At 64.2% G+C, this 24,107-nt stretch carries 22 protein-coding genes; 11 read left to right on the top strand and 11 right to left on the bottom strand.

Features of this window, described 5'->3' with window-relative positions; all coding sequences use genetic code 11:
* Positions 1 to 220: 220 nt before the first annotated feature.
* From ACT89O_RS21485 to motA, 8 genes are all read right to left on the bottom strand, one after another.
* A complete protein-coding gene (locus ACT89O_RS21485) occupies positions 221 to 1,018 on the bottom strand; it encodes a hypothetical protein (protein WP_487261128.1) in 798 nt (265 codons plus the stop codon).
* Complete coding sequence (flhF, locus tag ACT89O_RS21480; RefSeq protein ID WP_121508445.1) at positions 1,011 to 2,507, bottom strand: flagellar biosynthesis GTPase FlhF; 1,497 nt, start codon at positions 2,505 to 2,507, stop codon at positions 1,011 to 1,013. The genes ACT89O_RS21485 and flhF overlap by 8 nt, the downstream gene beginning before the upstream one ends.
* Positions 2,504 to 4,585 (bottom strand): flagellar biosynthesis protein FlhA, encoded by a 2,082-nt coding sequence (gene flhA / locus ACT89O_RS21475; protein ID WP_121421290.1) that lies wholly within the window; start codon positions 4,583 to 4,585, stop codon positions 2,504 to 2,506. The genes flhF and flhA overlap by 4 nt, the downstream gene beginning before the upstream one ends.
* Positions 4,582 to 5,736 carry an EscU/YscU/HrcU family type III secretion system export apparatus switch protein gene (locus ACT89O_RS21470; RefSeq protein WP_055398300.1) on the bottom strand — a complete coding sequence of 385 codons (1,155 nt, stop codon included), beginning with the start codon at positions 5,734 to 5,736 and terminating at the stop codon, positions 4,582 to 4,584. Before ACT89O_RS21470 ends, flhA begins: the two co-directional genes overlap by 4 nt.
* A gap of 231 nt (positions 5,737 to 5,967) precedes the next feature.
* Positions 5,968 to 6,588, bottom strand: coding sequence for a protein phosphatase CheZ (locus tag ACT89O_RS21465; protein ID WP_121421289.1), 621 nt, complete (start codon positions 6,586 to 6,588; stop codon positions 5,968 to 5,970).
* A gap of 4 nt (positions 6,589 to 6,592) precedes the next feature.
* Complete coding sequence (gene cheY, locus ACT89O_RS21460; protein ID WP_010466076.1) at positions 6,593 to 6,979, bottom strand: chemotaxis response regulator CheY; 387 nt, start codon at positions 6,977 to 6,979, stop codon at positions 6,593 to 6,595.
* 72 nt (positions 6,980 to 7,051) lie between these two features.
* On the bottom strand, positions 7,052 to 7,984 hold the full coding sequence (motB, locus tag ACT89O_RS21455) for a flagellar motor protein MotB (protein ID WP_055398298.1): 933 nt from the start codon (positions 7,982 to 7,984) through the stop codon (positions 7,052 to 7,054).
* 30 nt (positions 7,985 to 8,014) lie between these two features.
* A complete protein-coding gene (gene motA / locus ACT89O_RS21450; RefSeq protein ID WP_055398297.1) occupies positions 8,015 to 8,875 on the bottom strand; it encodes a flagellar motor stator protein MotA in 861 nt (286 codons plus the stop codon).
* 394 nt (positions 8,876 to 9,269) lie between these two features.
* Between motA and rfbF the strand changes: the two genes are divergently transcribed.
* Genes rfbF through ACT89O_RS21415 form a run of 7 tightly spaced genes read left to right on the top strand, consistent with a single transcriptional unit; the run spans position 9,270 to position 15,021 of the window.
* On the top strand, positions 9,270 to 10,040 hold the full coding sequence (rfbF, locus tag ACT89O_RS21445; RefSeq protein WP_436130811.1) for a glucose-1-phosphate cytidylyltransferase: 771 nt from the start codon (positions 9,270 to 9,272) through the stop codon (positions 10,038 to 10,040).
* Between the two features lie 5 nt (positions 10,041 to 10,045).
* Positions 10,046 to 11,113: a CDP-glucose 4,6-dehydratase gene (gene rfbG / locus ACT89O_RS21440; protein WP_487261127.1), complete on the top strand. Its 1,068-nt coding sequence runs from the start codon at positions 10,046 to 10,048 to the stop codon at positions 11,111 to 11,113.
* Entirely contained in the window at positions 11,110 to 11,670 is a 561-nt protein-coding gene (locus tag ACT89O_RS21435) for a dTDP-4-dehydrorhamnose 3,5-epimerase family protein (protein WP_487261126.1), read from the top strand. Before rfbG ends, ACT89O_RS21435 begins: the two co-directional genes overlap by 4 nt.
* On the top strand, positions 11,667 to 12,908 hold the full coding sequence (locus tag ACT89O_RS21430) for a methyltransferase domain-containing protein (RefSeq protein WP_487261125.1): 1,242 nt from the start codon (positions 11,667 to 11,669) through the stop codon (positions 12,906 to 12,908). The genes ACT89O_RS21435 and ACT89O_RS21430 overlap by 4 nt, the downstream gene beginning before the upstream one ends.
* Positions 12,909 to 13,397, top strand: a complete 489-nt coding sequence (locus ACT89O_RS21425; protein WP_487261124.1) for an acyltransferase — start codon at positions 12,909 to 12,911, stop codon at positions 13,395 to 13,397.
* The gene (locus tag ACT89O_RS21420) at positions 13,394 to 14,245 is read left to right on the top strand and encodes an NAD-dependent epimerase/dehydratase family protein (RefSeq protein WP_487261123.1); all 852 of its coding nucleotides are present in this window, start codon (positions 13,394 to 13,396) and stop codon (positions 14,243 to 14,245) included. Before ACT89O_RS21425 ends, ACT89O_RS21420 begins: the two co-directional genes overlap by 4 nt.
* Entirely contained in the window at positions 14,242 to 15,021 is a 780-nt protein-coding gene (locus ACT89O_RS21415) for a cephalosporin hydroxylase family protein (protein WP_487261122.1), read from the top strand. The genes ACT89O_RS21420 and ACT89O_RS21415 overlap by 4 nt, the downstream gene beginning before the upstream one ends.
* Before the next feature lie 127 nt (positions 15,022 to 15,148).
* Here ACT89O_RS21415 and ACT89O_RS21410 read toward each other — a convergent pair whose 3' ends face one another.
* Together ACT89O_RS21410 and ACT89O_RS21405 are read right to left on the bottom strand one after the other, a co-directional pair.
* On the bottom strand, positions 15,149 to 17,368 hold the full coding sequence (locus ACT89O_RS21410; RefSeq protein ID WP_487261121.1) for an O-linked N-acetylglucosamine transferase, SPINDLY family protein: 2,220 nt from the start codon (positions 17,366 to 17,368) through the stop codon (positions 15,149 to 15,151).
* A gap of 118 nt (positions 17,369 to 17,486) precedes the next feature.
* Positions 17,487 to 18,971 carry a flagellin N-terminal helical domain-containing protein gene (locus tag ACT89O_RS21405; RefSeq protein ID WP_218301582.1) on the bottom strand — a complete coding sequence of 495 codons (1,485 nt, stop codon included), beginning with the start codon at positions 18,969 to 18,971 and terminating at the stop codon, positions 17,487 to 17,489.
* Positions 18,972 to 19,292: 321 nt separating this feature from the next.
* Here ACT89O_RS21405 and ACT89O_RS21400 point away from each other — a divergent pair, with 321 nt between their 5' ends.
* From ACT89O_RS21400 to ACT89O_RS21385, 4 genes are all read left to right on the top strand, one after another.
* On the top strand, positions 19,293 to 20,780 hold the full coding sequence (locus ACT89O_RS21400) for a flagellin N-terminal helical domain-containing protein (protein ID WP_218301583.1): 1,488 nt from the start codon (positions 19,293 to 19,295) through the stop codon (positions 20,778 to 20,780).
* Between the two features lie 197 nt (positions 20,781 to 20,977).
* Positions 20,978 to 22,411: a flagellar filament capping protein FliD gene (gene fliD / locus ACT89O_RS21395; protein ID WP_487261120.1), complete on the top strand. Its 1,434-nt coding sequence runs from the start codon at positions 20,978 to 20,980 to the stop codon at positions 22,409 to 22,411.
* Between the two features lie 65 nt (positions 22,412 to 22,476).
* Positions 22,477 to 22,932: a flagellar export chaperone FliS gene (gene fliS, locus ACT89O_RS21390; RefSeq protein ID WP_055398289.1), complete on the top strand. Its 456-nt coding sequence runs from the start codon at positions 22,477 to 22,479 to the stop codon at positions 22,930 to 22,932.
* 2 nt (positions 22,933 to 22,934) lie between these two features.
* Positions 22,935 to 23,234, top strand: coding sequence for a flagellar protein FliT (locus ACT89O_RS21385; protein ID WP_010466046.1), 300 nt, complete (start codon positions 22,935 to 22,937; stop codon positions 23,232 to 23,234).
* A 410-nt stretch (positions 23,235 to 23,644) separates the two neighbouring features.
* Here ACT89O_RS21385 and fliE read toward each other — a convergent pair whose 3' ends face one another.
* Positions 23,645 to 23,956 carry a flagellar hook-basal body complex protein FliE gene (gene fliE / locus ACT89O_RS21380; protein WP_055398288.1) on the bottom strand — a complete coding sequence of 104 codons (312 nt, stop codon included), beginning with the start codon at positions 23,954 to 23,956 and terminating at the stop codon, positions 23,645 to 23,647.
* Positions 23,957 to 24,107 lie beyond the last annotated feature (151 nt).

Raw genomic sequence — 24,107 nt, 5'->3', positions numbered from 1 at the left:
GCAGTATCAATACTGCCAGCGGCCTGCAACGACGTGGCCGGGCCTTGCCCCGGCTTTCCCTCCGGGTTGACCCCAGAGGCAGGCACTCGCCGCGTTGCAGCACTTGCCAAGGCCCCGGCCTTGGCTGCGCACTGCGCCTTGCGATCACCGGCCTCTGGGGTCAACGTGGGTACGTAAAAGTGCATAACACGCTCTAGTCAACGGCTCCGGACAAATCAGATCAATGGCTCCGGACAAAATGCGCAGGCATGGCTGCCAAGTTGCTGGGTGGCAGCGCTGTCAGCGACTCACTGATAGTGCCCGCATTTTCCAGCAGTTGCAAGGCCAGGCGCTGGAGGTCCTGAGGGTTCTGTGTGGCGATGGTGGTCGTGCGGACGGGGCCGCCCAGGTGGCGTTCCGCGCAGTCCTGCAAGGTCGTCAGTGCATGCTGGGTCTTGCGCCGTTCTGCGGGCGTGGTGCCGCGCAGCAAAGCCGCCACCATACAGGGCAGTCCTGTGTGCACCGCGATCTGTTTGAGGCTCTTGTAACTGGTCAGCACACCAGCCGAGCCGTCGCCCATCACCACCAGCGGTACGGTGGCGGTGTGCGTCAGCAGCGGCCCCAGCGTGGCCGCAGGCGCGTGCAGCACGATCAGCCCGTAGGTTCGGAAATAGGGCAGCAGACAGGGCAGGGGTGCGGTCTCGTTGCGGCTGGCCTCGCGGCTGATGCGCTGCAGGCCTTTGGCTGCGGGAATCACTGCCAGCGATGAGGCCATGGCCCCCATGTTGAGGCTGACGCCCTCGTTCCACGGCGCTTGTTGCAGCAGGTGCAGCAAACCCGGGTACTCATCCGTCTCCTGCGCTGTGCCGTCGAGCACCACGACCGGGTAGCCCAGGCGCTGCAGGCTGGCGCAGATCTGCCAGAGCGTCTCCAGCCCGGTGCCCGCGTTGTCCTGGCTGGCAACAGCCACCACGCGCAGCTCTGACTGCGGGGTGAAGCTGTGCAGGCCGGCTGCCTGGTGAAAACCGATATCAAGCATCGACCAGCCCCCGTTCGTTCATGGTGTCGGGCGAATGCGAGAAGAAGAAATTCAGGTCGGTCGCCTTGGGGTCGAAGGCCGACTTGGCAGGCGCGCGCATGGAGGTGCTGATGAGCTTGTGCGCATCGGCACGTTCCCAGTCTTCCGGCACACGCTGGCCGTTGGTCACGCCGCGCAGCACCATCTGGTGGCGGATCAGTGCGTCGATGGCGGGGCCCAGCTTCACGGCCTCGTCCACCTTGGACAGGATGGCTTGCTGGGAACCTTCGGTCTTGAATGCGGTGAGCACGTCATCGAGCGTGTCGCCATGGCAGCCTGCGTTGAGCACCAGCAGGCGGTTGACGTGGGGCAGGTCCAGCACGTCCAGCATGTCGCGCTTGCGCGGGTCGCGGGGGGCCACGCCGGTGGTGTCGATCAGCACCATCTTCTTGCCGCTGAGCAGGCCCAGCAGGTCTTGCAGCGCGGCGCGGTCGTGCGCCAGATGGGCCACGATGCCCAGCATGCGGCCGTAGCTGCGCAACTGCTCGTGCGCGCCCACGCGGTAGGTGTCCAGCGTGATCAGGCCCACGCTGCCCGGGCCATGGATGCGCGCACACAGCGCGGCCAGCTTGGCCGTGGTCGTGGTCTTGCCCACGCCGGTGGAGCCCACCATCGCGAAGATGCCGCCTTGCTCATACAGCGGAGGCTCGGCCAGGTCGGTCTTGAGGTTGCGCTCCAGCACATCCATCAGCCAGCGCACCGACTCGGCGGCCGACAGGTCTTCGGGCATGCGTTCGAGCACGGCGCGGGCCAAAGATGGGGAGTAGCCTGCACGGATCATCTTGAGCATGAGGTTGGACTGGATCGGGTTCTGGCGCGCCTGGCCCAGCCAGGCCATGGTGTTAAAGCGGTCTTCGATCAACTCCCTCATGGCATGGAGTTCATTCATCACGCTTTGCTGGTTGTTGTTCGACTGGGCCAGGTGGGCGCTGGCGGCTTCCTGCCGGCGGCGTGGAGGCTCCGGTGGAATGTCCATGGGGATGCTGCGCAGCGGGTTGTGGCGCACGACGGCGGGTGCTGGCATGCGTTCGCGCTCGGGCTCCTGGTCGCGGCTGCGCTCCGACAAGGTTTGTGGTTCGGCCGGGCCGTTGAGCGCCTCGTGGCGGCGGCGCAGCATGCGCTCGCGCACGTAGTCCTGGAACGACAGCGTGCTCATCGCCAGCTGCTCGGTGTCTTCCTCGACTGCGTTGCGGCCCAGGGTGCTGGCTGCGGCGGTCTGGCTGGCGCGCTGGGGGGCGCTGCGCGCCGGTGTGGGGGCCAGCAAGGGCGGGTTGCTGGACGCGCCTGCACTTCCATCCAGGGCCGACAGCGTGTCTTCGGCCGTGGCCACAACCTCGACGCCGTTGGCCGTGGGGCGGTTGGACAGGATGAGGGTGCCCTCTCCAAAGGCCATGCGCGCCTTGGCCAATGCCTCGCGGGAGGTGGGGGCGGTAAAGCGTTTGATGTTCATGCTGATGCACCTCTAAGGATCGGCCCAATGCGGATGGTGTGGGTCTCTGGAATTTCACTGTGCGCAAGCACCTGCAGCCGGGGCGCCACACGGCGCACCAGGCGGGAGATGGCGTTGCGGATCTGGTCGGGAACCAGCAGGCAGGCGGGCAGGCCCATCTCTTCCTGCTTGAGGGCCACCTCGGCGGCCTTTTGCGTGAGGATGTCGGCCACGCCGGGGTCCAGAGCCGGTCCTGCTGCGTTGCCCAGGGCTTGCACCAGCAGGCGTTCCAGGCCCGGCTCGATGGCAATGACGTTGAGTTCGCGGGTGGGGCCGTAAATCTGCTGGACGATGGCGGGCGACAGTGCAATGCGCACGCGGCGGGCCAGCTCGACCGGGTCTGTGATGCCACCAGCGTGCTCGGCCAGCGTTTCGATGATGGTCCGGATATCGCGGATGTGCACAGACTCTTCCAGCAGCAGCTGGAGGACCTTCTGGAACGTTGCGATGGAGACCATTTTGGGGACCACTTCTTCGATGAGCTTGGGGGCTAGCTTGGCCACGTGCTCCACCAGTTGCTGGGTTTCTGTGCGACTCAGAAGCTTGGCGGCTTGCACTTGCATCAAGTGTGACAAATGGGTGGCCATCACGGTTTCGGAATCAACGACGGTAAAACCCGCCATTTGTGCAGCTTCCTTCTGCCGTTCGTCGATCCAGTGGGCTGGCAGGCCAAAAGCGGGGTCGGTGGTGGGGGTGCCAATCAGGGGCGTGGTGATACCGCCGGGGTTGATGGCCAGGAACATGCCGGGGAAGGCCTCGCCTTCGCCCACCACCACGCCACGCAGCGTGATGCGGTAGCCGCTGGGCTTGAGTTCGAGGTTGTCGCGCACATGCACGGCGGGCGGCAAGAAGCCCACTTCTTGCGCAAACTTGCGGCGCACGCCCTTGATGCGGGTGAGCAGGTCGCCCTGGCGGCTCTTGTCCACCAGGCTGATCAGGCGGTAGCCCAGCTCCAGGCCCAGCAGGTCTATGGGTTGCAGGTCGTCCCAGGTGGCTTCGCCATCGCTCACCGGGGCGGGCGGTGCTTCGACTTCGGGCGGCACTTTCTGGCGTTCGTACAGCACCCAGGCGGCGTAGCCCAAGAGGCCGCCCATGGTCAGGAACACCATGTGGGGCATGCCGGGGATCACGCCCAGCAGCAGCAGGATGCCGGCGGTCACGCCCAGCACGCGGGGCGACATGAAGAGCTGCTGCACGATCTGGCGGCCCATGTCGTGGTCCTTGCCCACGCGCGAGATCACCATGGCCGCAGCCACCGAGATCAGCAGCCCGGGAATCTGTGCCACCAGCGCATCACCAATGGCCAGCAGGATGTAGCTATCAGCCGCCTGCTTGGCCGAGAGGTCGTGCTGCAAAACCCCGATGGCAAAGCCACCGATGATGTTGATGAGCAAAATCAGGATGCCTGCGACCGCATCGCCGCGCACGAACTTGGAGGCACCGTCCATGGAGCCAAAGAAGTTGGCTTCTTCCGCCACTTCGGCGCGGCGGCGCTTGGCTTCTTTTTCGTCGATCAGGCCCGCGTTCAGGTCAGCGTCCACGGCCATCTGCTTGCCGGGCATGGCGTCCAGGGTAAAGCGTGCCGACACTTCTGCAATGCGCTCGGCGCCCTTGGTGATCACCACAAAGTTGATCACCACCAGGATGGCGAACACGATCAGCCCCACGGCAAAGTTGCCGCCGATCAAGAAGTGACCAAAGGCCTCGATCACCGCACCGGCGGCGCCGGGGCCGGTGTGGCCTTCGAGCAGCACCACGCGCGTGGAGGCCACGTTCAGCGACAGGCGCATCAGGGTGGTCAGCAGCAGCACCGAGGGGAAGGCTGCGAAATCGAGCGGCCGCAGCATGTAGGCCGCCACCATCATCACCATCAGGGCCACGGCGATGTTGAGCGTGAAAAACGCGTCGAGCAGCCAGGGCGGGATGGGCAACACCATGAGCGCCAGGATCGCCACCACCAGCAGTGGTGCCGACAGGCCCTGCAGGGCGCCTGCATTGGTGCCCGCCCATTGTCGAAGAGACGTTACTGAGGTGTTCATACGGCGGCGCCTTGCACGGGAGTGCGGTTCAGCGGATCAAGTTCAGGCGGAACGAAGGGCTCCACCAGGCTGTCGGGCATGCGGCCTTCGCCACGCAGGGCGGCCTTGAGGCGGTAGACATAGGCCAGCACCTGGGCCACGGCGGTGTAGAGCGTGGCGGGAATGGCCTGGTCCAGTTCGGCATGCGCATACAACGCCCGGGCCAGCATGGGCGACTGCAGCACGGGCACGTCGTGCGCCTTGGCCACGTCGCGGATCTTGAGCGCGATGAGGTCGGTGCCGCGCGATATCACTTGGGGGGCACTCATGGTCTTTTCGTCGTACTTGAGTGCCACCGCATAGTGGGTGGGGTTCATCACCACGAAATCGGCCTTGGGAACTGCGCCCACGCTGGCGCGGTCGGCAATCTCGCGCTGCTTCTGGCGGATGCGGCCCTTGGTGTGGGGGTTGCCGTCGGATTCCTTGTGCTCTTGCTTGACTTCCTCGTGCGACATCTTCAGGCGCGACTTGAAGAAGTAGGCCTGCAGCGGCACGTCCACCAGCGCGGCCAGGAACACGACCAGCAGCAGCAGGCTCATGCCCGAAGTCAGCCAGTCAGCCAGCTGGCGAATGGCCATGGGGGAGGGCTGCAGCACCAGCATGGCCACGGTGTCGATGCTGTTGCCCATGAACTTCCAGGCCACATAGCTCAGGATCGCGGTCATCAGCACCATCTTGGCCACGTTGGCCATCTGCTGCTTGGAGAACAGGTTGGCCAGGCCCGAGATCGGGTTCAGGCGGTTGAACTGGGGCGTGATGGGCTTGAGGCTCAGGATCCAGCCGCCAGCACCAATGGCGCTGATCAGGGCGGCGGCGCTTGTGAGGATGGCAAACACTGCACTGGCCACCAGGCCCACCACCACCATGTCCTGCAGGCGCTTGAGCATGGTGCCTGGCGCCATGACGGTGGCGGCGTCAAACGCCAGTTGCTGGCTCATGGCCAGCTGCATGTGGTCCATCAGCTGGGGCGCCAGCACCAGCAGGCAGGCGGCCCCGGCACCCAGAATCGCCAGGTGGGAGAGATCGCGCGAGCGTGCTCCCTGGCCGTCTTCGCGCGTTTTCTGCAGCTTGCGCTCTGACGCGGGTAGGCTTTTTTCTTGGCTGGATTCCATGGTGGCATGACGGCTGGTGTCATGCCATTGTCGTGAGCAGCCCGGAAATCTAAAGCTGGATAAGGGGGCTGCAGCCCCCTCTTTTCCATGCGGGCCGAAGGGGCCTTGTCTGCGTGGCCTCACCCAACAAAGGGTGGGTGGAGCCGGGATGGAATGCTAAAAAAGATAGCTGCTAGCGCTTTGTGGACAAGCGCCAGCAGCCATTTTGACCGCAGAAAGCTCCGGACGGGCTCAGAACCCGAGGCTGGCCAGCAGGTCGTCCACCTGGGACTGGTCGGTGACCACGTCGGGGGTGTGCTCGGGGTCCACCACGGGGCCCTGCAGGTGCTGAGTGCGGGGCGGTTCGGCGGGCACCTGCGCGTTGGGTGGGGCCGTTTGAATCAACAGCTGGACCAGCTGGTCTTCAATGGTGGCCGCCAGGTTGACCACGCGGGCAATCACCTGCCCCGTGAGGTCGTGAAAGTCCTGCGCCATCATGATTTCGGTGAGGTGCGTGTCGGCTTCCTTGGTCACGCGCTCCACATCGGTCAGGAAGTTGAAGATCTCGCCCTTGGCCACGGCCGCCACCGGGTCGGCCACCAGCGAGTTGACGACCCGGCGCGTTTCCGCCGCGATGTAGTCATGCTGGGCTTTGGCCTGTTCGACGCGGTTGAGCACCTTCTCGGCCGCTTCACCCGTCAACCGCGCGATGTAGGACAGGCGGCTTTGCGCGTCGGGCAGTTCGCCCATGGAGCCGCGCAGCTTGTCGGCATAGCCCAGTTCGTTGAGCGAGTCGTGCAGCTGGCGCGTCAGCTGGCCAATCTTGTGGTGTACATCGGCAGGCGGCTGGCTGTTGTCCGGTGTGTCGTCCATGGTGTCATAGCCCCATCTTTTTCAGGATCAAGGTCACTTTTTCTTCCAGCGTGGCCTTGGTGAAGGGTTTGACGATGTAACCCGCTGCGCCACCCTGGGCGGCTGCCACGATGTCTTCCTTGCGGGCTTCGGCTGTGACCATGAGGACGGGCAAGTGCTTGAGCTTGTCGTCCTTTTTGATTTCAGCCAGCAGCTGAAAGCCGTTCATGTTGGGCATGTTGATGTCCGTCACCACGAAGTCGAACTTGCTGTTGCGCAGCTTGTTCAGGGCGGCCACGCCATCTTCGGCCTCGTCGGCATCGGCAAAGCCGCTTTCCTTGAGCAGATTGCGCACGATGCGCCGCATGGTGGAGAAGTCGTCAACGATCAAAAAACGAAGGGCTGTGGTCACTTGGGACCCTTTCGGTCGAGAATTACTGTGGGCATTGTCATGGGTGGCAGGTTTGGTGACAAGTCGTAACTGTTACCTGCTTGGGGGGGGATTTTCCCGCTTTTCATTCAGCAGTTCTGTGGAAGTGATTTCGGGAATCCCTTTGCCCATGAGTCGTTCTTCGGCCTCGCGGGTCAGCACCGTGATGGTGATGCGCCGGTTGGCGGGTGCGCGCGGGTTGTTTGGCTCCAGCAGATCGCTGGCCGCCAAGCCCACCACACGTCCCAGTTTAGCGTCTGGCATGCCGGCCGACACAAGCTCGCGGCGTGAGGCATTGGCGCGGTCGGCCGACAGCTCCCAGTTGCTGTAGCCCCGGTCGCTGTTTCCGTAAGGCACGGCGTCGGTGTGCCCGGCCAGGCTGATGCGGTTTTCCACCCCGCCCAGCGCTGCCCCGATCTCGCGCAGGATGTCGCGCATGTAGGGTTTCACCAACGCGCTGCCGCTGTCGAACATGGGGCGGTTCTGGTCGTCAATGATCTGGATCTGCAGGCCGTCGGGGGTGATGTCGATGCGGATCTGCGACTTGTATTCGTTCAGGCGCGGGTTTTCGGTGATGAGCGCGTCGATCTTGGCCTCCAGGGCCTTGATGCGGTCCAGGTCCTGCTTGGCGCGCTCGGCGCGGGCGGCATCAATGCTCATGCGGCGCTGCTTGGCCTCTTCCACGTCAGAGCGCCGCACTTGTCCGTGCACCTTCGAGAGATCGTTGCCCCCGCCCGGAATCACACTGGAGCTGTTGCCCGCGCCGTCGCCGCCAGTCATTGCCACCTTGAGCGGCGACGCGAAATACGCGGCGATCCCCTGCAGTTCGCCCTTGGCCGTGGAGCCCAGCAGCCACATCAGCAGGAAGAACGCCATCATCGCCGTCACGAAGTCGGCATAAGCGATCTTCCAGGCGCCGCCATGCACCGCATGGCCGCCTTTCTTGATGCGCTTGATGATGATGGGCTGGAGTTTTTTTTCTGCCATGGCGTTTGGGGCTTCGCGGCGCGGACGTCGCTACTTCTTGCCCTTCACATGTCCCTCCAGCTCGGTAAAGCTGGGGCGGACGCTGGAGAAAAGCACCTTGCGGCCAAATTCGATGGCCGTGGCGGGGTTGTAGCCCTGCATGCTGGCCAGCAGGGTGGACTTGATGCACTGCAATTCCTTGGCAGCATCCTCCGTCTTTTGCTCGACCAGGCCGCCCAGGGGCTCCACCACGCCATAAGCCAGCAAGATCCCGAGGAACGTGCCCACCAGCGCCGAGCCGATCATGCCGCCCAGCACCGAGGGCGGCTGGCCCACCGAGCCCATGGTGTTCACCACGCCCAGCACGGCGGCCACGATCCCGAAGGCGGGCAGGGCACCGGCCAGGCGGGCTAGCGCGGCCACGGGGGCGTGGGCTTCCTGGTGGTGGGTGTCGATCTCGCTGTCCATCAGCGCTTCGATCTCGTGGGAGTTGAGGTTGCCCGACACCATCATGCGCAGGTAGTCGGTGGTGAACTCGATCACATGGTGGTCGCTGCCCACGGTGGGGTATTTCTTGAAGATCTCGGACTCGTGGGGCGCTTCGACATCCTTTTCGATGGCCATCAGCCCTTCCTTGCGGGCCTTTTGCAGGATGTCATAGAGCATGGCCATCAGCTCCATGTAACGGGCCTTGGTGTACTTGGAGCCCTTGAGTGCCATCGGAATGGCCGCCAGGGTGGCCTTGATCACCTTGGGCTGGTTGTTCACCACGAAGGCGCCCAGCGCGCCGCCCAGAATGGTGACGATCTCGAAGGGCAGGGCCTTCAGGATCACACTGATGTTCCCCCCGTGCACGATGTACACGCCGAAGATGCAGCCTAGGCAGACAACGTAACCAATGATGACGAACATGCTGTAGACGTGTTGGGCGGCAGCCGGGGCTAAACAGGTGGGCGGGCGGAGCCGCTGGCAACGCGGCTTACCGAAGGTTACTGTAAATGTATCGGATTGATGAGTGTGGAATGCACTCAAGAGTGCCATCAACACAGGCCTTCTCCGGGAAATGGCGCCAGCGCCACACCTTTGCCTCTTTTGCCGGAGTTTTGACGGTTGTCCTGGGGCGCGGATTATGTAAAAAAGCCTCTGTCGCTTCGTGGTAGAAAGTTTGTTGCTATATAAAATATAGCAATATTCCAATTGTTTGCACCCCTCTCCATCGGCGCGCAGTGTCAATCGCTGCATTTGGCCCGTATTTCCGCAGTGACAGGGCCTTTTGGTGGCGCAGGGGCTGGACTATGCTGCGGGCATGAAAGCCGTACTGCTCGCGGGGGGGCTGGGAACCCGCATCTCGGAAGAGTCGCACCTGCGTCCCAAGCCCATGATCGAGATCGGTGGGCGGCCCATCCTTTGGCACATCATGAAGATGTACGCTGCCCATGGCGTCAACGACTTCATCATCTGCCTGGGCTACCGGGGCTATGTGATCAAGGAGTATTTCGCCAACTACTTCCTGCACATGTCGGACGTGACCTTTGACATGGCCAACAACCGCATGGAAGTGCACCACCGCCACGCCGAGCCCTGGCGCGTGACGCTGGTGGACACCGGCGAAAGCACCATGACCGGCGGGCGTTTGCGCCGCGTGCAGGAATATCTGCCTGCGGGCGAGCCCTTCTGCTTTACCTATGGCGATGGTGTTGCCGACCTGGACATGACCGCGCAGTTTGCCTTCCACCGTGCCCATGGCCGCCAGGCCACGGTGACGGCCGTGCAGCCCCCGGGGCGCTACGGCGCGCTGGTGCGTGACGGCGAGACCGTGGCCGGGTTCGAGGAAAAACCGCGTGGCGACGGCGGCTGGATCAACGGCGGCTTTTTTGTGCTGCAGCCCGAGGTCATCGACTACATCGACGGCGACGCCACCAGCTGGGAGCTGGAACCCATGGCCCGCCTGGCCACCAGCGGCCAGCTGCGCGCCTTTGAACACACGGGCTTTTGGCAGCCGATGGACACGCTGCGCGAGAAGAACCTGCTCGAAGACCTGTGGCAATCGGGCCGCGCACCCTGGAAGTGCTGGTAACCCCGATGCGCCCTGATCCCGACTTCTGGCGCGGCAAGCGCGTGTTGATCACCGGCCACACCGGCTTCAAAGGTGCCTGGCTGGCCCTGTGGCTGCAGCGCCTGGGCGCGCAGGTGACCGGCGTGGCGCTGCCGCCCGCCACTGAGCCCAATCTCTTCACCCTGGCCCAGCTGGGGCAGGCGAGCCAGGCCATGGAGAGCCATTTCTGCGACATCCGCAGCCCCCAGGCCCTGGCCATGCGCGTGCGCGCCGCCCGGCCCGAGGTCGTGCTGCACCTGGCTGCGCAGGCGCTGGTGCGGCCCGGCTACGCGGCGCCGCTGGATACCTTTTCCACCAACGTGATGGGCACGGCGCATTTGCTCGATGCCCTGCGCGGGCTGGCTGGCGTGCGCGTGGCCGTGGTGGTCACCACCGACAAGGTCTACCGCAACCGCGAATGGGCCTACCCCTACCGCGAGGACGACGCCCTGGGCGGGCACGACCCCTACAGCGCCAGCAAGGCCGCCACCGAGCTGGTCACGGCCAGCTACCGCGATTCCTTCCTGGCCGCCCAGGGCGTGGCCGTGGCCACCGCCCGCGCGGGCAACGTGATCGGCGGCGGCGACTGGGCCCAAGACCGCCTGCTGCCCGACGCCGTGCGCGCCTGGGAAAAGGGTGCAACCTTGCACATCCGCCGCCCCCAGGCCACGCGCCCCTGGCAGCATGTGCTGGAGCCGCTGGCCGCCTACCTGCGTCTGGCCCAGCGCCTGTGGGAATCTCCCGCACTGGCCGGTGCCTACAACTTTGGCCCGCTACCCCACGAGGCGGCCACGGTCAAAAATGTCATTGAATTGGCCTCCACCGCCTATCCAGCAAGCGCTACCAGCTATGAAAACGAGAGCGAAGGCCCGCACGAAGCCGGCTGGCTCGCGCTCGAAACCGCCCATGCCCGCCAGGTGCTGGGCGTGGCCCCGCACTGGTCGCTGAATACCGCTGTGGCCCGCACCATGAACTGGTACCGCCAGCAACACGGCGGCGCCGATGCCCGCGCGCTGTGCCTGGCCGACATCGACGCCTGGGAGGCGCGCCCATGAGCCGACTGGCCCTGGCGCCACTGCCGCTGGCTGGGCTTTTCCGTGTTCAGCGCCAGCCGCTGGTGGACGAGCGCGGCTTTTTTGCGCGCCTGTTCTGCGCTGATGAACTGGCGGGCGCAGGCTGGGCGGGCCCCATCGCCCAGATCAACCAGAGCTACACAGCCCTCCAAGGCACCGTGCGTGGCATGCACTACCAAAAGCCGCCCCACGCCGAGATGAAATTGGTGACCTGCCTGCGTGGCGAGGTCTGGGACGTGGCCGTGGACCTGCGCCAGGGCTCTCCCACCTTTTTACAGTGGCATGCCGAGCATTTATCCGCAGACAACGGCAACGCGCTGCTCATCCCCCCTGGTTTTGCCCACGGCTTCCAGGCGCTGACCGACCATGCCGAGCTGCTGTATTGCCACTCTGCGGCCTATGCGCCTGCCGCCGAAGCGGGCCTGAACCCGGTGGATCCGCGCCTGGCCGTGGCTTGGCCCCTGCCGGTGGGGCAAATGTCGCCCCGCGACGCAGGCCAGCCCAAGATGACCGAAGAATACGAAGGAGTGCGCCTGTGAAGTGCCGACACTGCGGCAGCCCGCTGCAACTCACGTTCCTGGACCTGGGCAGCGCGCCCCCGTCCAACGCCTACCTGAGCGAAGCCGCCCTGCGCGCGCCCGAGACCTGGTTCCCCCTGCGCCTCTTGGTGTGCGAAACCTGCTGGCTGGTGCAGACCGAAGACCACGCCGGGCGCGAGGCGCTGTTCACCGACGACTATGCGTATTTCAGCTCGTTCTCATCGTCGTGGCTGGCCCACGCCAAGGCCTATGTCGAAGCGATGCGCGAACGCCTGGGGCTCAATGCCCGCAGCCGCGTGGTCGAGGTCGCGTCGAACGACGGCTACCTGCTGCAATACGTGCAGGCGGCTGGCATTTCTTGCTACGGCGTGGAGCCCACCGCCAGCACGGCAGCCGCAGCCCGCGCCAAGGGCATTGAGGTGGTGGATCGGTTCTTTGGCGTGGCGCTGGCCGACGAGCTGGCCGCCGCAGGCCGCCAGGCCGACCTGATCGCCGCCAACAATGTGCTGGCCCATGTGCCCGACATCAACGACTTTGTGGGCGGCTTCACGCGGCTGCTCAAGCCCCATGGCGTGGCGACGTTCGAGTTTCCGCACCTGCTGCGCATGGTGGAGGGCTGCCAGTTCGACACGGCGTACCACGAGCACTATTCCTATTTGTCGCTCACGGCGGTGCAGCGCATCTTTGCGGCCAACGGCCTAGCGGTGATCGATGTACAAGAGCTGCCCACCCACGGCGGCAGCCTGCGTGTGTTTGCCGCCCGCGCCGATACCGTGGGCCACCTCCAGGTAACGGCTGAAGGCACCACCCGCGTGCAGCAACTGCTGGCCAACGAGACAGCGGCGGGCATGCTGGGTGCCGGTTTTTACAGCGACTTCCAGGCCCAGGCCATAAGGGTCAAGCGCGAGCTGCTCACGTTTTTGCTGCAATGCCAGGCCGACGGCATCACCGTGGGCGCCTACGGCGCGGCCGCCAAGGGCAACACCCTGCTCAATTTTGCGGGTGTGCGGCCCGATCTGCTGCCTTATGCCGTGGACAAGAACCCCGCCAAGCAGGGCCAGTACCTGCCGGGCAGCCACATCCCCGTGGTTAGCGAGGCGCACCTGCGCGCCCACAAGCCGCAGCGCATCCTGATCCTGCCCTGGAACCTGCGCAGCGAGGTGGCCGACCAGCTGGACTACACGCGCAGCTGGGGCGCGCAGATGGTGGTGGCCGTACCGCGCCTGGAGGTGTTCTAGGTGATCGAGATCCATCCCACCGCGAAGCTCTCGCACTTGGCCGACATCGAAGACTCGGTGCGCGGCACGCGCATCGTGGTGGGCGCGCATTCGGTGATCGACAGCTTCGTCAAGGTCAAGCCTGCGGGCGGCAGTGGCGACCTGATGCTGGGCGAACATGTGGTCATCAACGCGGGCTGTGTGCTCTACACCGGCAACGGCATCCACATCGGCAACTACGTGGCGATTGCCGCCAACTGCACCTTTGCGCCGGTCAACCATGCCTATGCCGACCGCAGCCGCCTGATCCGCGAGCAGGGCTTTCTGTCCAGCAAGGGCGGCATCGTGATCGAGGACGACGTGTGGATCGGCGCCAACTGCGTGCTGCTCGACGGCGCCGTGCTGCGGCGCGGCTGCGTGGTGGGCGCGGGCTCCATCGTGCGTGGCGAGTTGCTGGCGTACACCGTGTATGCCGGGCAACCGCTGGCCGCTGTGGGGGAGCGCCGGTGACGGGCCTGCCCCCTTCGACGTTTACGGTACTAGGCGCCTCGGGCTACATCGGCAGCCGCCTGGTAGCGCACCTGCGGGCCCAGGGCAACACCGTGTGGGCGCCACCGCGCGGCGATGCCGAGGTGTTCACGCGCCCGCTGGGCCATGTGATGTATTGCGTGGGGCTTACCGCCGACTTCCGCACACGCCCGTTCGACACGGTGGACGCCCATGTGGGCCTGTTGGCCGAGGTGCTGCGGCGCGCGCAGTTCGACTCGCTGCTGTACCTGTCGTCCACCCGGGTCTACATGGGCGCCACCCGCACCGACGAAGACGCGCCGCTGACCGTGCTGCCGGGCGACCCTTCATACCTGTACAACCTCACCAAGCTCACCGGCGAATCCCTGTGCCACGCCAGCGGCCGGCCCGGGGTGCGCGTGGCGCGGCTGTCGAACGTGGTGGGGCCGGGTTTGGACTCCGCATCGGGCAACCTGGTGGCCGACCTGCTGCACCAGGCGCAGGGCGGCCACATCGTGCTGCGCTCCGATCCGCAGTCCGCCAAGGACTATGTGCATGTGGGCGACCTGCTGGACTGGCTGCCGCGCATTGCGCTGGCGGGCCGCGCTGCCACCTACAACGTGGCCAGCGGCCGACAGACCCTCCATGCCCAGTGGCTGGCCTGGTTGCAGGCGCGCACGGGCTGTACCGTGGAGGTGGATGCCCAGGCCCCGCTGCAGGCGTTTCCCCCTATCAACGTGCAACGCCTGCGGGGTGAATGGGGGGTGGCACCCCGCGCCGTGCTGGCCGATGACCTTTTGCTGAACGACGCTTCCGTTGTGACCGATCCTGTTGGAGTAACCCCGCCATGAACCCCGTTGACCAATTTGCCCAGGAACGCCGCGACCGCCTTGCGGGCTATGCCCAGGACACCGCGTTCCAGACCCTGTCGCGCGACTGGCTGCAGGCTTCGATGCAGCGGCAGTATGTCTACAACTTCGACTGGATGGGGCGGCCCATCATCCAGTACCCGCAGGACATGGTGGCCATGCAGGAGCTGGTGTGGCGCGTGCGGCCCGACCTCATCATCGAGACCGGCATCGCCCACGGCGGCTCGCTGGTGCTCAGCGCCTCGCTGCTGGCGCTGCTGGACATGAGCGATGCGATTGAAGCCGGCACCACGATGGACCCGCGCGCATCGCGCCGCAAGGTGCTGGGCGTGGACATCGACATCCGCGCCCACAACCGTGCCGCCATCGAAGCCCACCCCATGGCCAGCCGCATCGCGATGATCCAGGGCTCGGCCATTGCGCCCGAGGTGGTGCAGCAGGTGCACGAGTTTACCCAGGGCTACCAGCGTGTGCTGGTGTGCCTGGATTCCATGCACACCCACGACCATGTGCTGGGCGAGCTCAACGCCTACGCGCCCCTGGTGACGCCCGGCAGCTACTGCGTGGTGTTCGACACCTTTGTGGAAGACATGCCGCCCCAGTTCTTTGCCGACCGCCCCTGGGACGTGGGCAACAACCCCAAGACGGCCGTGCACCAGTGGCTGGCCAGCCACCCGGAGTTCGAGATCGACGCCGAGATGGAGCAGCGCCTGCAGGTCACGGTGGCGCCGCACGGGTTTCTGCGACGCAAGGTGTGATGGGCGCTGAAAACATGGAGAAAATACCGTCCTGCGCTCGTTGGGCGTGTGTTTGTTGCTATATTGTTTGTAGCGTTTAACGCGGCGCAGCCCTGTCCCTGTAACTGAGCGCCAAGGCGTCAGGGCATCACGCAGCGGGGCTCGCCCCCATGTCCAGGCCCATCGCCTGCGTGGCATGCCGCAGGTAGGTCACGGCAAATTCGGTGTGGCCGTGGGCGTGTTCCACCTCGGCCAGGCAGGCCAGGGCCACCGGGTCGTGGGGCATGGCGCTGAGCACGGTTTCGGCCAGCTCGGTCACGGCGATCCAGTGGCGGTCCTTGAGGGCCGGGCCCGCGCTGGTGTCTGCGCCGGTGGCGGGTGTGGGCGGCGGGGCGGCCTTGGCCTTGTCCACCAGATCCTGCAGGCGCTGGTGCGCCTCGTACAGGCTCACACGCTGGCCTGGCTTCAGACCCACGCCGGGCACGGGTGGCTGGGTCCAGGCCTCGGGCAGCTGGGGCAGCCAGTCCTGGATCGCCTGGGCCTGCGCGGCGGGATCGTTCGGGTGTTCGGCCCGGGCCAGCCACTGTAGCCACATCACGCGCAGGCCTTCGGCAAAGTGGTGGTTGAAGATGTCCTCGCGCATCAGTGCAGAGGCCTCCACCTCGGCGCGCAGCCCCTGCCGCAGGGTGTTCAGCGCCTGTGTGTCGGCCGCCAGGCTGGTGGCGATGCGCACATAGTCCTCGGGCGTTTCGGCCAGCCATTCGGTGCGGCCCAGGTAGGCCAGCAGGCCCACGCCCATGCGGCTCTTGAAGCTTTCGCCCACCATCGACACGATGGGCAGGCCCATCCACAGCACGTCAAATGTGGTGGTGCCGCCCGTTAGCGGGAAGGGGTCGAGCGCTATGTCGATGCGGTGGTAGGTCAGGTACTGGTTGTCGGTGCGCTGCGCCACCAGGTCTACCTGCGCCGGCGGCAGGCCCAGGCGCTCGCAGCGCTGGCGGTAGGCGTTGGCAAAGTCCGGCCGGTCCAGGTTCTTGCCCTCTATGAGCAGGCGCGAACCCGGCACCGCAGCCAGTACCTGGCCCCACAGGGCCAGCACCTCGTCGGTCAGCTTGCCCAGGTTGTTGCACGAGCCGAAGGTGATGAAACCGTTGGCGAGCGCGGGCGTGGGGCGCACCTGGTAGCGCGGCTGGTAACGCCACAGCGGGTTGCGGCTCATGGGGCGGTAGCACGCGAACAGCGTGGGCAAGCGGTAGAGCTGCTCGGTGTACTGCGCCTCTGCGCCGGGCGGGTCGGTGATTTCGTCGGTGAACTTGTAGTCCACGGCCGTGAGCCCGGTGGTGGCCGGGAACCCCAGCCAGGACACCTGCACCGGGGCCGCCTTGTGGGCCAGCGTCAGCAGGCCGTTGTTGCCGGTGTGGCCCGCCAGGTCGATCAGGATGTCGATGCCCTGCGCGCGAATGGCCTCGGCCTGCTGCTGCGGGCTGAAACCGGCCAGGGGCACAAAATGGTCGGCATGGCGCTGTACGCGCTCGGTGACGTGATCGTCCCGCGGGAACAGATAGAAAGCGAAAACTTCAAACTGCCGCCGATCCAGTTGCGCCAGCAGACCCTCCACAAAGTACATCACCGAGTGCACCCGGAAGTCGGGGGAGAGGAAGCCGATCTTCAGGCGTCGCCATGGCGAGCCCCGGTGCTCCTGGAAATCGGGCCACTCTGGGCGCAGCGGCGGTTCGAACACAGCGCCGTACTGCCGTGCGGCCGCCGACAGCTGCGCGGCGTCCACCTGGGGATCGGCCAGCATGAACAACAGCTTGTTGGTGTAGTTGCCAGGGTCGTTGTAGCGCAGGGCGATGGCTGTCTCGCAGTCCTTGACAGCCTCGCGCACCTGGCCCAGCTCGCGCCGGTGGATGGCGCTTTGCATGAGTGCGGCGACGCGGTCGTGCAGTGTCTCGGCCAGGGCGGCGGCCCTCTGGCTGGCGTCAAAACCTTTGTCGTGTTGCGTCAGCAGGTAGCAGCATTCGGCCAGCTTGATCCAGCCAATGGCCTGCTGGGGGCGCAGTTCGCACACTTTTTCCAGCAGGGGCAGGGCGTCGATATTGCGTGCTTGCTCAATGAGCACGTTCGCATAGTTGACGAGTAGCTCGGCGTCTTCAGGCCAGTACACATAGGCCTGTCGGTAAGCCTTGAGGGCGGCGTCGAACTCGCGCTGCTTGTTCAGTGAGAAGCCCAGCAGCCGATGCGCGCTGAGGTGACGACTGTTCTTGCGCAGGACCTGGCGGCACAAGCGGGTGAGAAGGGGCCAGTCGGAGGCAGCAAGTGCGGCCTGCAGGCGGGACGCGTCCTGGTCGGTGTGTTTGGTGTGCACGGTGGCGCCGATCTACGAGCAAAGGAGCGGGATGTGCAGGCAGTGTGCCATGTACAAAGGGGCCCGATGGGCCCCTTTGGTGTTGCTGTTTCACTGCGCAGCGTGTGGTTTGGTCAGGTTACTTGAGCAGAGACAGCACGCCCTGCGGGATCTGGTTGGCCTGGGCCACCATCGCCGTACCGGCCTGTTGCAGGATCTGGGCACGCGACAGGTTGGCTGTTTCGGCCGCGAAGTCTGCGTCCTGGATGCGCGAACGCGATGCGGACAGGTTCTCAGACGTGATCTGCAAGCTGGAGATGCTGGTTTCGAAGCGCGATTGCAGGGCGCCGAGCTTGGCGCGTTCACCGTTGATGAAGGCCAGGGCCGAATCTACGGTCTTGAGCGCGTCGGTGGCGTTGGTGAAGGTGGTCACGTCCAGGTTGGCCACGGTGTGCAGCGAGGAGCCACCGTTGTCCAACTGGTTGCTGGCCGAGGTCACGGCGAAGGACTTTTCGGAGTCCAGCGTGATGTAACCGCCCGTGTTGATGAACTCCACGTTGGCGTCGGCCGCGAGCGTCTGGGTCGCGCCGTTGCTGGCACCTGCCGCGTCATAGCCGGTGACGGTCACCGCACCCGCGTTGGCGTTCACCGTGTCGCCGATCACGATGTTGTTGCCGGTGGCGTTGGTCAGGATGATCTGCGTGCCGTCGGAGTTGAGCGAGGCATTGATGCCGGTTTTGGCCGCTTGTTCATTGATGGCCGACACGGCAGGGGAGAGGCGGTCGGTCCCCGTGCCTGCGACCAGCGTGAATGAAATGGTGCGGGGACTGCCGATGTTGTCACCTTCCAGCGTCAACGAATAGGACCCGGCCGCCGCCATGCCACCCAGGTGCACTTCGGTGCGGGCTGTGGCGGTCACGCCAGTGGTGGCCTGTAGGGCATTGATCTGGTCGGCGGTGGCTTTGGCGGTAGCACTTGCAGCCACCGTCAGGGTGCCGGTGCCCAGGTAGCCGCTGACGGCTACCGAGCCGGTGGTCACACCGTTGGTGCCTGCGGTGGCTTGGGTGGCCGATGCGCCAATGCCCGAGCCGTTGGAGGCGACGTTCTGGTTGTTGCCGTACACGCTGGTACGCAGGTTGGCTGTGGCCGCCACGATGGTCTGGTTGGCGTTGGCACCCACTTGGAACTGCTGCGTACCAAAGGTGCCGTCCAGCAACTTCTGGCCGTTGAATTCGGTGGTTTGCGAAATCCGGTCCAGTTCAGCTACCAATTGGCCGACTTCCTGCTGCAGGGCCTGGCGGTCGCCAGCGCTGTTGGAGGCATTGGCCGACTGCACCGCCAGTTCACGGACCCGCTGCAAAATGTTGCCAGCCGACCCCATTGCACCTTCAGCCACCTGCGCCAGAGAAATCCCGTCGTTCGCATTGCGAACAGCCTGGTTCAGGCCGCGGATCTGGCTGGTGAAGCGCTCGGAAATCGCCAGGCCGGCGGCGTCGTCCTTAGCGCTATTGATACGCAAGCCGGACGACAGGCGCTGGATGGCTGTATTCAGCGACATCTGGCTGGTGCCCAGGTTGCGCTGGGCGGTCAGCGAGCTGATGTTGGTATTGATGGTTGCTGCCATGGCGAAACTCCTTAACGTCGCAAGACGGATCTGTTTGCCGGTTCAAGCGCACCCGTCCGGCTGTCAATGGGGGAACGATGGATGAATTGTGGAGACGCTGCTTTTGGGCGTTTAGGAGATAAGCGGCAAAAAAGTCGTACAACTTGTGCGTTTGCCCCTCAAGTTTTCCGGCGGCGACCCGAAAACAATTGCAACGGTCCGTAAGCGGCCCGCCGTTCACCAGATGGCCTGTAGCGCTGGGAACCCAGGAGGCCAGCGCGGTGCTGGCGCCCCGGCTGGCGGCAACGCCATATTCAGTCAGTTCTTTTCTGGAGATTTGCAATGGCTTCCACCATCAATACCAACATCGCCTCGCTCACCGCCCAACGCAACCTGGGCATGAGTCAGACTTCTCTCAATACGTCCATTCAGCGCCTGTCCTCTGGCTTGCGTATCAATAGCGCCAAGGATGACGCTGCTGGCCTGGCGATTTCCGAGCGCTTCACCAGCCAGATCCGCGGCCTGAACCAGGCTGTTCGCAATGCGAATGACGGTATCTCCCTGGCACAAACCGCTGAAGGCGCCCTGAAGGCTTCTGGCGACATCCTGCAGCGTGTGCGTGAACTGGCTGTGCAATCGGCCAACGCCTCCAACAGCGCTGGCGACCGCCAAGCCCTGCAACAGGAAGTGGGACAGCTGGTGTCCGAACTGGACCGTATCTCGCAAACCACGGAATTCAACGGCTCCAAGCTGCTCGATGGCAGTTTCGGCACACAGCAGTTCCAAGTGGGTGCCAACGCCAACCAGACCATCGTGGCTGCCACGGGCAATCTGCGCACCAGCGTCTACGGCAACAACCAGAACGTCGCCTCCAACGGCTCGGGCATTGGCGCATCGGCCACCCAAGCGACCGCAGGCACCAACGGTGTGACCACAGGTACCGTGGCCATCAGCGGTGCTCTGGGCACCGGCACGCTGACTGTGGCTGCTAGCGCCACGGCCAAGGCTACGGCCGACCAGATCAATGCCCTGAAGGCAGATACCGGTGTGACAGCCACGGCCCGTACCGAAGTGCGTCTGGGTGGTATGTCGGCTGTCGGCTCTTACTCGCTGACGCTGGAAGGTGACAACGTCGGCGCGGCACGTACAGTGTCTTTCACGCTGACCTCCGCCACAGGCACGGACCGCCTGTCGGCCGCTGTGTCCGCCATCAACGACCAGTCTGCCAAGACCGGTATCAATGCTTCTCTGAGCTCTGACGGCAGCCAGATCGTTCTTACCAATGCCACGGGTAACAACATCGTGGTGGGCGATACAGCCAACGCCAACGCGGCGAACGTGACGGTCACCGGTTACGACGCAGCTGGCGCGGCCAACGGCGGCACGACCACGCTGAGCTCTGCTGCCGCAACGGTAGAAAACGTGAACACCGGTGGCTACATTACGCTGGACTCGGAAAAGTCTTTCGCAATTACTTCAACCAGCAACCAGCTGGACAACGGTGGCTCTGCCCTGCAAACCGTGGCCAACCTGGATGTGACCACGTTCAGCAACGCCACCAACGCCCTGAAGACGGTGGACTCTGCACTGGCCTTCATCAACGGTGAGCGTGCCAAGCTCGGTGCTCTGCAATCGCGCTTTGAAACGTCGATCAGCAACCTGCAAGTGACGTCGGAAAACCTTTCTTCCTCGCGTTCGCGTATTCTGGATGCCGACTTCGCCGCAGAAACGGCCAACCTGTCGCGTGCCCAGATCCTGCAACAGGCCGGTACGGCAATGGTGGCCCAGGCCAACCAGCTGCCCCAAGGTGTGTTGGCCCTGCTGCGTTAAGCGGCGGGCATGGCAGCCAGGGCGTTGCAGCGCCCTGGTGGACCCCAGGCGGCGGCAGATTTCTGTCGCCGCCCTTTGGCTTTTTGGAAGGCGGGTGCCAGGACCGCTGGATAAGACGGGTTTCCTGGCGTGTTTACGGACGTTCTTGATCGCCGTTCGGCGCCATAATTTCCGTTGGACCAGTTCAGGAGGTTTGTATGGCAACCATTTCATCCCCAGGCGTCGGCACGAACGGACTTGATGTCAAGAGCATCATTTCCCAGTTGGTCACCCTGGAAAAGAGGCCCCTGGACACGCTGAAATTACAAGCGGCCACGGTCAATACCAAGATTTCTGCCTTTGGACAGATCAAGTCGCTGGTGTCCACGCTGCAGGATGCAGCGGGCAAGCTCACCAGCGTGACCGGTTGGAATGGCGTGGCTACCACGTCGTCCGACTCCAAATTTGTTTCCGCCACCGCCGTAGGGGGCACGCTTCCCACCACGTTCAGTGTCGAGGTCCAGAGCCTTGCCAAGGCGCAGGCCACTGCGTCCGCCGCTTTGCTGCCCGTGGGCGGAGCGCTCGGATCCGGTACGCTGCGCCTCGAACTGGGCAAGTGGAGTGTTGCACCCGCGTCGTTCACACCTGGCAGCGGTCAGCCCGTAGATATCACTATCAGTGCGAGCGACAAGCTGTCGGACGTGGCCAGCAAGATCAATGGTGCCAATGCAGGGGTAACGGCGTCTGTACTCAGTGATGCGTCGGGCGAGCGCTTGCTGCTGCGCAGCAAGAGCACCGGCGAGGAGTTCGGGTTTCGCCTGAGTGTGATGGAGGACGGCGACACCGACCCGCAGAGCGCGGGCAACACCGACGCCACAGGCTTGTCCCGCCTCGTCAACGGTGCCACGGTCACGCAGGCTGCCGCCGATGCCAAGGCCACGGTCAACGGGATCGCGGTGTCTTCAGCCACCAATACGTTTGCCTCCACGATTTCGGGCGTGACCTTCAAGGCCGAGCAAGTGACGACGGCTCCCATTGATATCACCGTGAGCAAGGACAACTCCGCGATCCAGTCCAACATTGATGGATTCGTGAAGGCCTACAACGCCATCAACCAGTTGCTGCAGGACGCCACCAAGTACGACGCCGCTACCAAGTCGGCCGGTTTGCTGCAAGGTGACTCGACGGCCGTAGCGCTGCAAAACTCCCTGCGCAATGCCATCCAGTCGGTCACTACAGGGGGCGGTGCTTTCCAGCGGTTGGCGGACATTGGCATTACCCAGCAGCTGGGCGGAGATCTGGCGGTTGATTCCTCCAAGCTCACCAAGGCGCTGTCCGAGAACCCCGACGACGTGAAAAACCTGTTCCGCAATACCGGCGGCGGCGCTGCCGATGGCATTGCCGTCCAGCTGAAGGCGTTGACCACCAACCTGCTCTCCAACGACGGTTTCTTCAAATCCAAGGATGCCACCCTGCAGCTGAGCCTCAAGCGCAACAGCCAGGACCAGACACGTGTGAATGAGAAGGTCGAGGCATTTGAAAAGCGCATTACACAGCGGTATAACGCGCTCGATGCCCAGCTGAGCAGCCTCAATGGCCTGAACGCGTATATCTCACAGCAGGTCACTGCCTGGAACAAATCGACTGGTTAATCAGGGGCTTCAGTTTTTCTGGCACATGCCGATAACTTAAGTAATACCTCGGAAGGATTGTCAGCATGTTCAGCGCCTACAGCCCCCGTGCAGCCAACGCTTACCAGCGTATCAATGTGGAAACCAGCATGCACACGATGGACCAGCACCAGCTGGTCAGCCTGCTGTATGAAGGTGTCCTCAATGCCATCGCCACGGCACGTGGCGCCCTGGCACGTGGTGATGTGCTGGCCAAAGTCAATGCCATCTCCAAGGCCGTGCGCATTCTGGAGGAGGGCCTGAGCACCTCGCTCGACAAAGTCGATGGGGGCGAACTGGCCGAAAACCTGGGTGCGCTGTACGACTACTGCATGCGCCGCCTGATCTTGGCCAACGCCCGCAACGACGACGCCATCATGCAAGAAGTCATGCGCCTGATCGAGCCCGTGGCGCAAGGCTGGAACGAAATCAAGAAAACCGGCACCGCGGCTTCGTCCGATGCGCCCGCCGCCACTGGCCAGCCTGTGCTGGTGGAGGCATAACCATGTCACACATGCTGATTGACTATTACAAGGCGATTGAAGACAGCAGCGCCAAGATGCTGGAGGCCGCCAAGCTCAAGGACTGGGATGGGGTGGTGCGCTACGAAGGCGCCTGCGCCGTGCTGATCGAGCAGCTGCGCTTCAAGTCGCAAGAGCACGAACTGCTGCCCGAGCACAAACGCGAGAAGACCCGCATCATGCAGCGCATCCTGCGCAACGATGCCCAGATTCGCTGCCTCGCTGAGCCCTGGCTGGCGCAGTTTGAACACCTGTTCGAAGGCCAGCCGCAGATGATGCACTGAGGCGTGCGCCGAACTTCAGGACAAAGCCGACCCCACGAGGTCGGCTTTTTCATGGGCGAATAGGGCTATGCCGCTTGTCTATCAAGCGCAAACAGCTATTAAATTGAGAGCATCTGGTTCCTGGCGCTTGGCACCCAGCTCGCCACGGCCAGCGATGCGTCACTCAGCCCCCGGTACCAAGAGCGTGGCGTGTCTTTGGGGATAAAAAGTGCCCATAGCGCTTGCCTACAAAGCGCAAATGCTACAAAAATAGGAGTGAAAGAAGGCCCCTACCGCCCGATACCGGCGCGCCCCACGCGAGGGATGCCCAGCAAGCGCCGCCCTGCAGCGAGGGCATCGTCCCCTTGCCCACAGGGCGCAGCGCTGTGAGAGCGAGGGGAAGCGGCGCAGCCGCTCAGCGAGTGCTGCTGCTATACCTGCATGTTCATGATGTCGGTATAGGCTTGCACCATCCGGTTGCGCACATGTAGCGTGGCTTGAAAGCCGATCTGGGCCTTCTGGATCGCCACCATGGTTTCTTCGAGGCTGACAGAAGGGTTTTCCATCTGCACCTCGGTCTGCAGGTTCGAAGAGCGGTTTTGTGCGGCGCTGACCGACTGCAGTGCGCCTTTGAGTGCCCCCGAGAAACCCACGTCATTGGCGTCGTTTTGCGGCGCTGCAGCACGGCGCGCCACGCCAGCGCCCGTGAGCGGGGCGGTAGAGCTTGAGATGCGAAGGTCCATGGCTGTATCCGTGGGAATGGCGGTATGCTGCGTATCCTAGCCATCGCGCCGGGACCCATCGCTCTGAATTGATGCCCAAACGCGCGGCTTATCCAGCGAACATTTTGGAGGCGTGACCGAATAATCGACCCCACGCTTTGGTCCTTGCCGG

It is taken from the genome of Acidovorax sp. NN32 (assembly GCF_057597245.1).
This window is presented reverse-complemented; position numbering and strand designations above follow the sequence as displayed.

What these genes read in the sequence shown, in the direction of transcription:
- motA (WP_055398297.1), bottom strand. Translation starts at nt 8,875, where the DNA reads ATGTTCGTCATCATTGGTTACGTTGTCTGCCTAGGCTGCATCTTCGGC.
- fliS (WP_055398289.1), top strand. Translation starts at nt 22,477, where the DNA reads ATGTTCAGCGCCTACAGCCCCCGTGCAGCCAACGCTTACCAGCGTATC.
- ACT89O_RS21385 (WP_010466046.1), top strand. Translation starts at nt 22,935, where the DNA reads ATGTCACACATGCTGATTGACTATTACAAGGCGATTGAAGACAGCAGC.
- rfbF (WP_436130811.1), top strand. Translation starts at nt 9,270, where the DNA reads ATGAAAGCCGTACTGCTCGCGGGGGGGCTGGGAACCCGCATCTCGGAA.
- fliE (WP_055398288.1), bottom strand. Translation starts at nt 23,956, where the DNA reads ATGGACCTTCGCATCTCAAGCTCTACCGCCCCGCTCACGGGCGCTGGC.
- ACT89O_RS21405 (WP_218301582.1), bottom strand. Translation starts at nt 18,971, where the DNA reads ATGGCAGCAACCATCAATACCAACATCAGCTCGCTGACCGCCCAGCGC.
- ACT89O_RS21470 (WP_055398300.1), bottom strand. Translation starts at nt 5,736, where the DNA reads ATGGAATCCAGCCAAGAAAAAAGCCTACCCGCGTCAGAGCGCAAGCTG.
- flhA (WP_121421290.1), bottom strand. Translation starts at nt 4,585, where the DNA reads ATGAACACCTCAGTAACGTCTCTTCGACAATGGGCGGGCACCAATGCA.
- fliD (WP_487261120.1), top strand. Translation starts at nt 20,978, where the DNA reads ATGGCAACCATTTCATCCCCAGGCGTCGGCACGAACGGACTTGATGTC.
- flhF (WP_121508445.1), bottom strand. Translation starts at nt 2,507, where the DNA reads ATGAACATCAAACGCTTTACCGCCCCCACCTCCCGCGAGGCATTGGCC.
- rfbG (WP_487261127.1), top strand. Translation starts at nt 10,046, where the DNA reads ATGCGCCCTGATCCCGACTTCTGGCGCGGCAAGCGCGTGTTGATCACC.
- ACT89O_RS21465 (WP_121421289.1), bottom strand. Translation starts at nt 6,588, where the DNA reads ATGGACGACACACCGGACAACAGCCAGCCGCCTGCCGATGTACACCAC.
- ACT89O_RS21435 (WP_487261126.1), top strand. Translation starts at nt 11,110, where the DNA reads ATGAGCCGACTGGCCCTGGCGCCACTGCCGCTGGCTGGGCTTTTCCGT.
- ACT89O_RS21400 (WP_218301583.1), top strand. Translation starts at nt 19,293, where the DNA reads ATGGCTTCCACCATCAATACCAACATCGCCTCGCTCACCGCCCAACGC.
- ACT89O_RS21415 (WP_487261122.1), top strand. Translation starts at nt 14,242, where the DNA reads ATGAACCCCGTTGACCAATTTGCCCAGGAACGCCGCGACCGCCTTGCG.
- ACT89O_RS21485 (WP_487261128.1), bottom strand. Translation starts at nt 1,018, where the DNA reads ATGCTTGATATCGGTTTTCACCAGGCAGCCGGCCTGCACAGCTTCACC.
- motB (WP_055398298.1), bottom strand. Translation starts at nt 7,984, where the DNA reads ATGGCAGAAAAAAAACTCCAGCCCATCATCATCAAGCGCATCAAGAAA.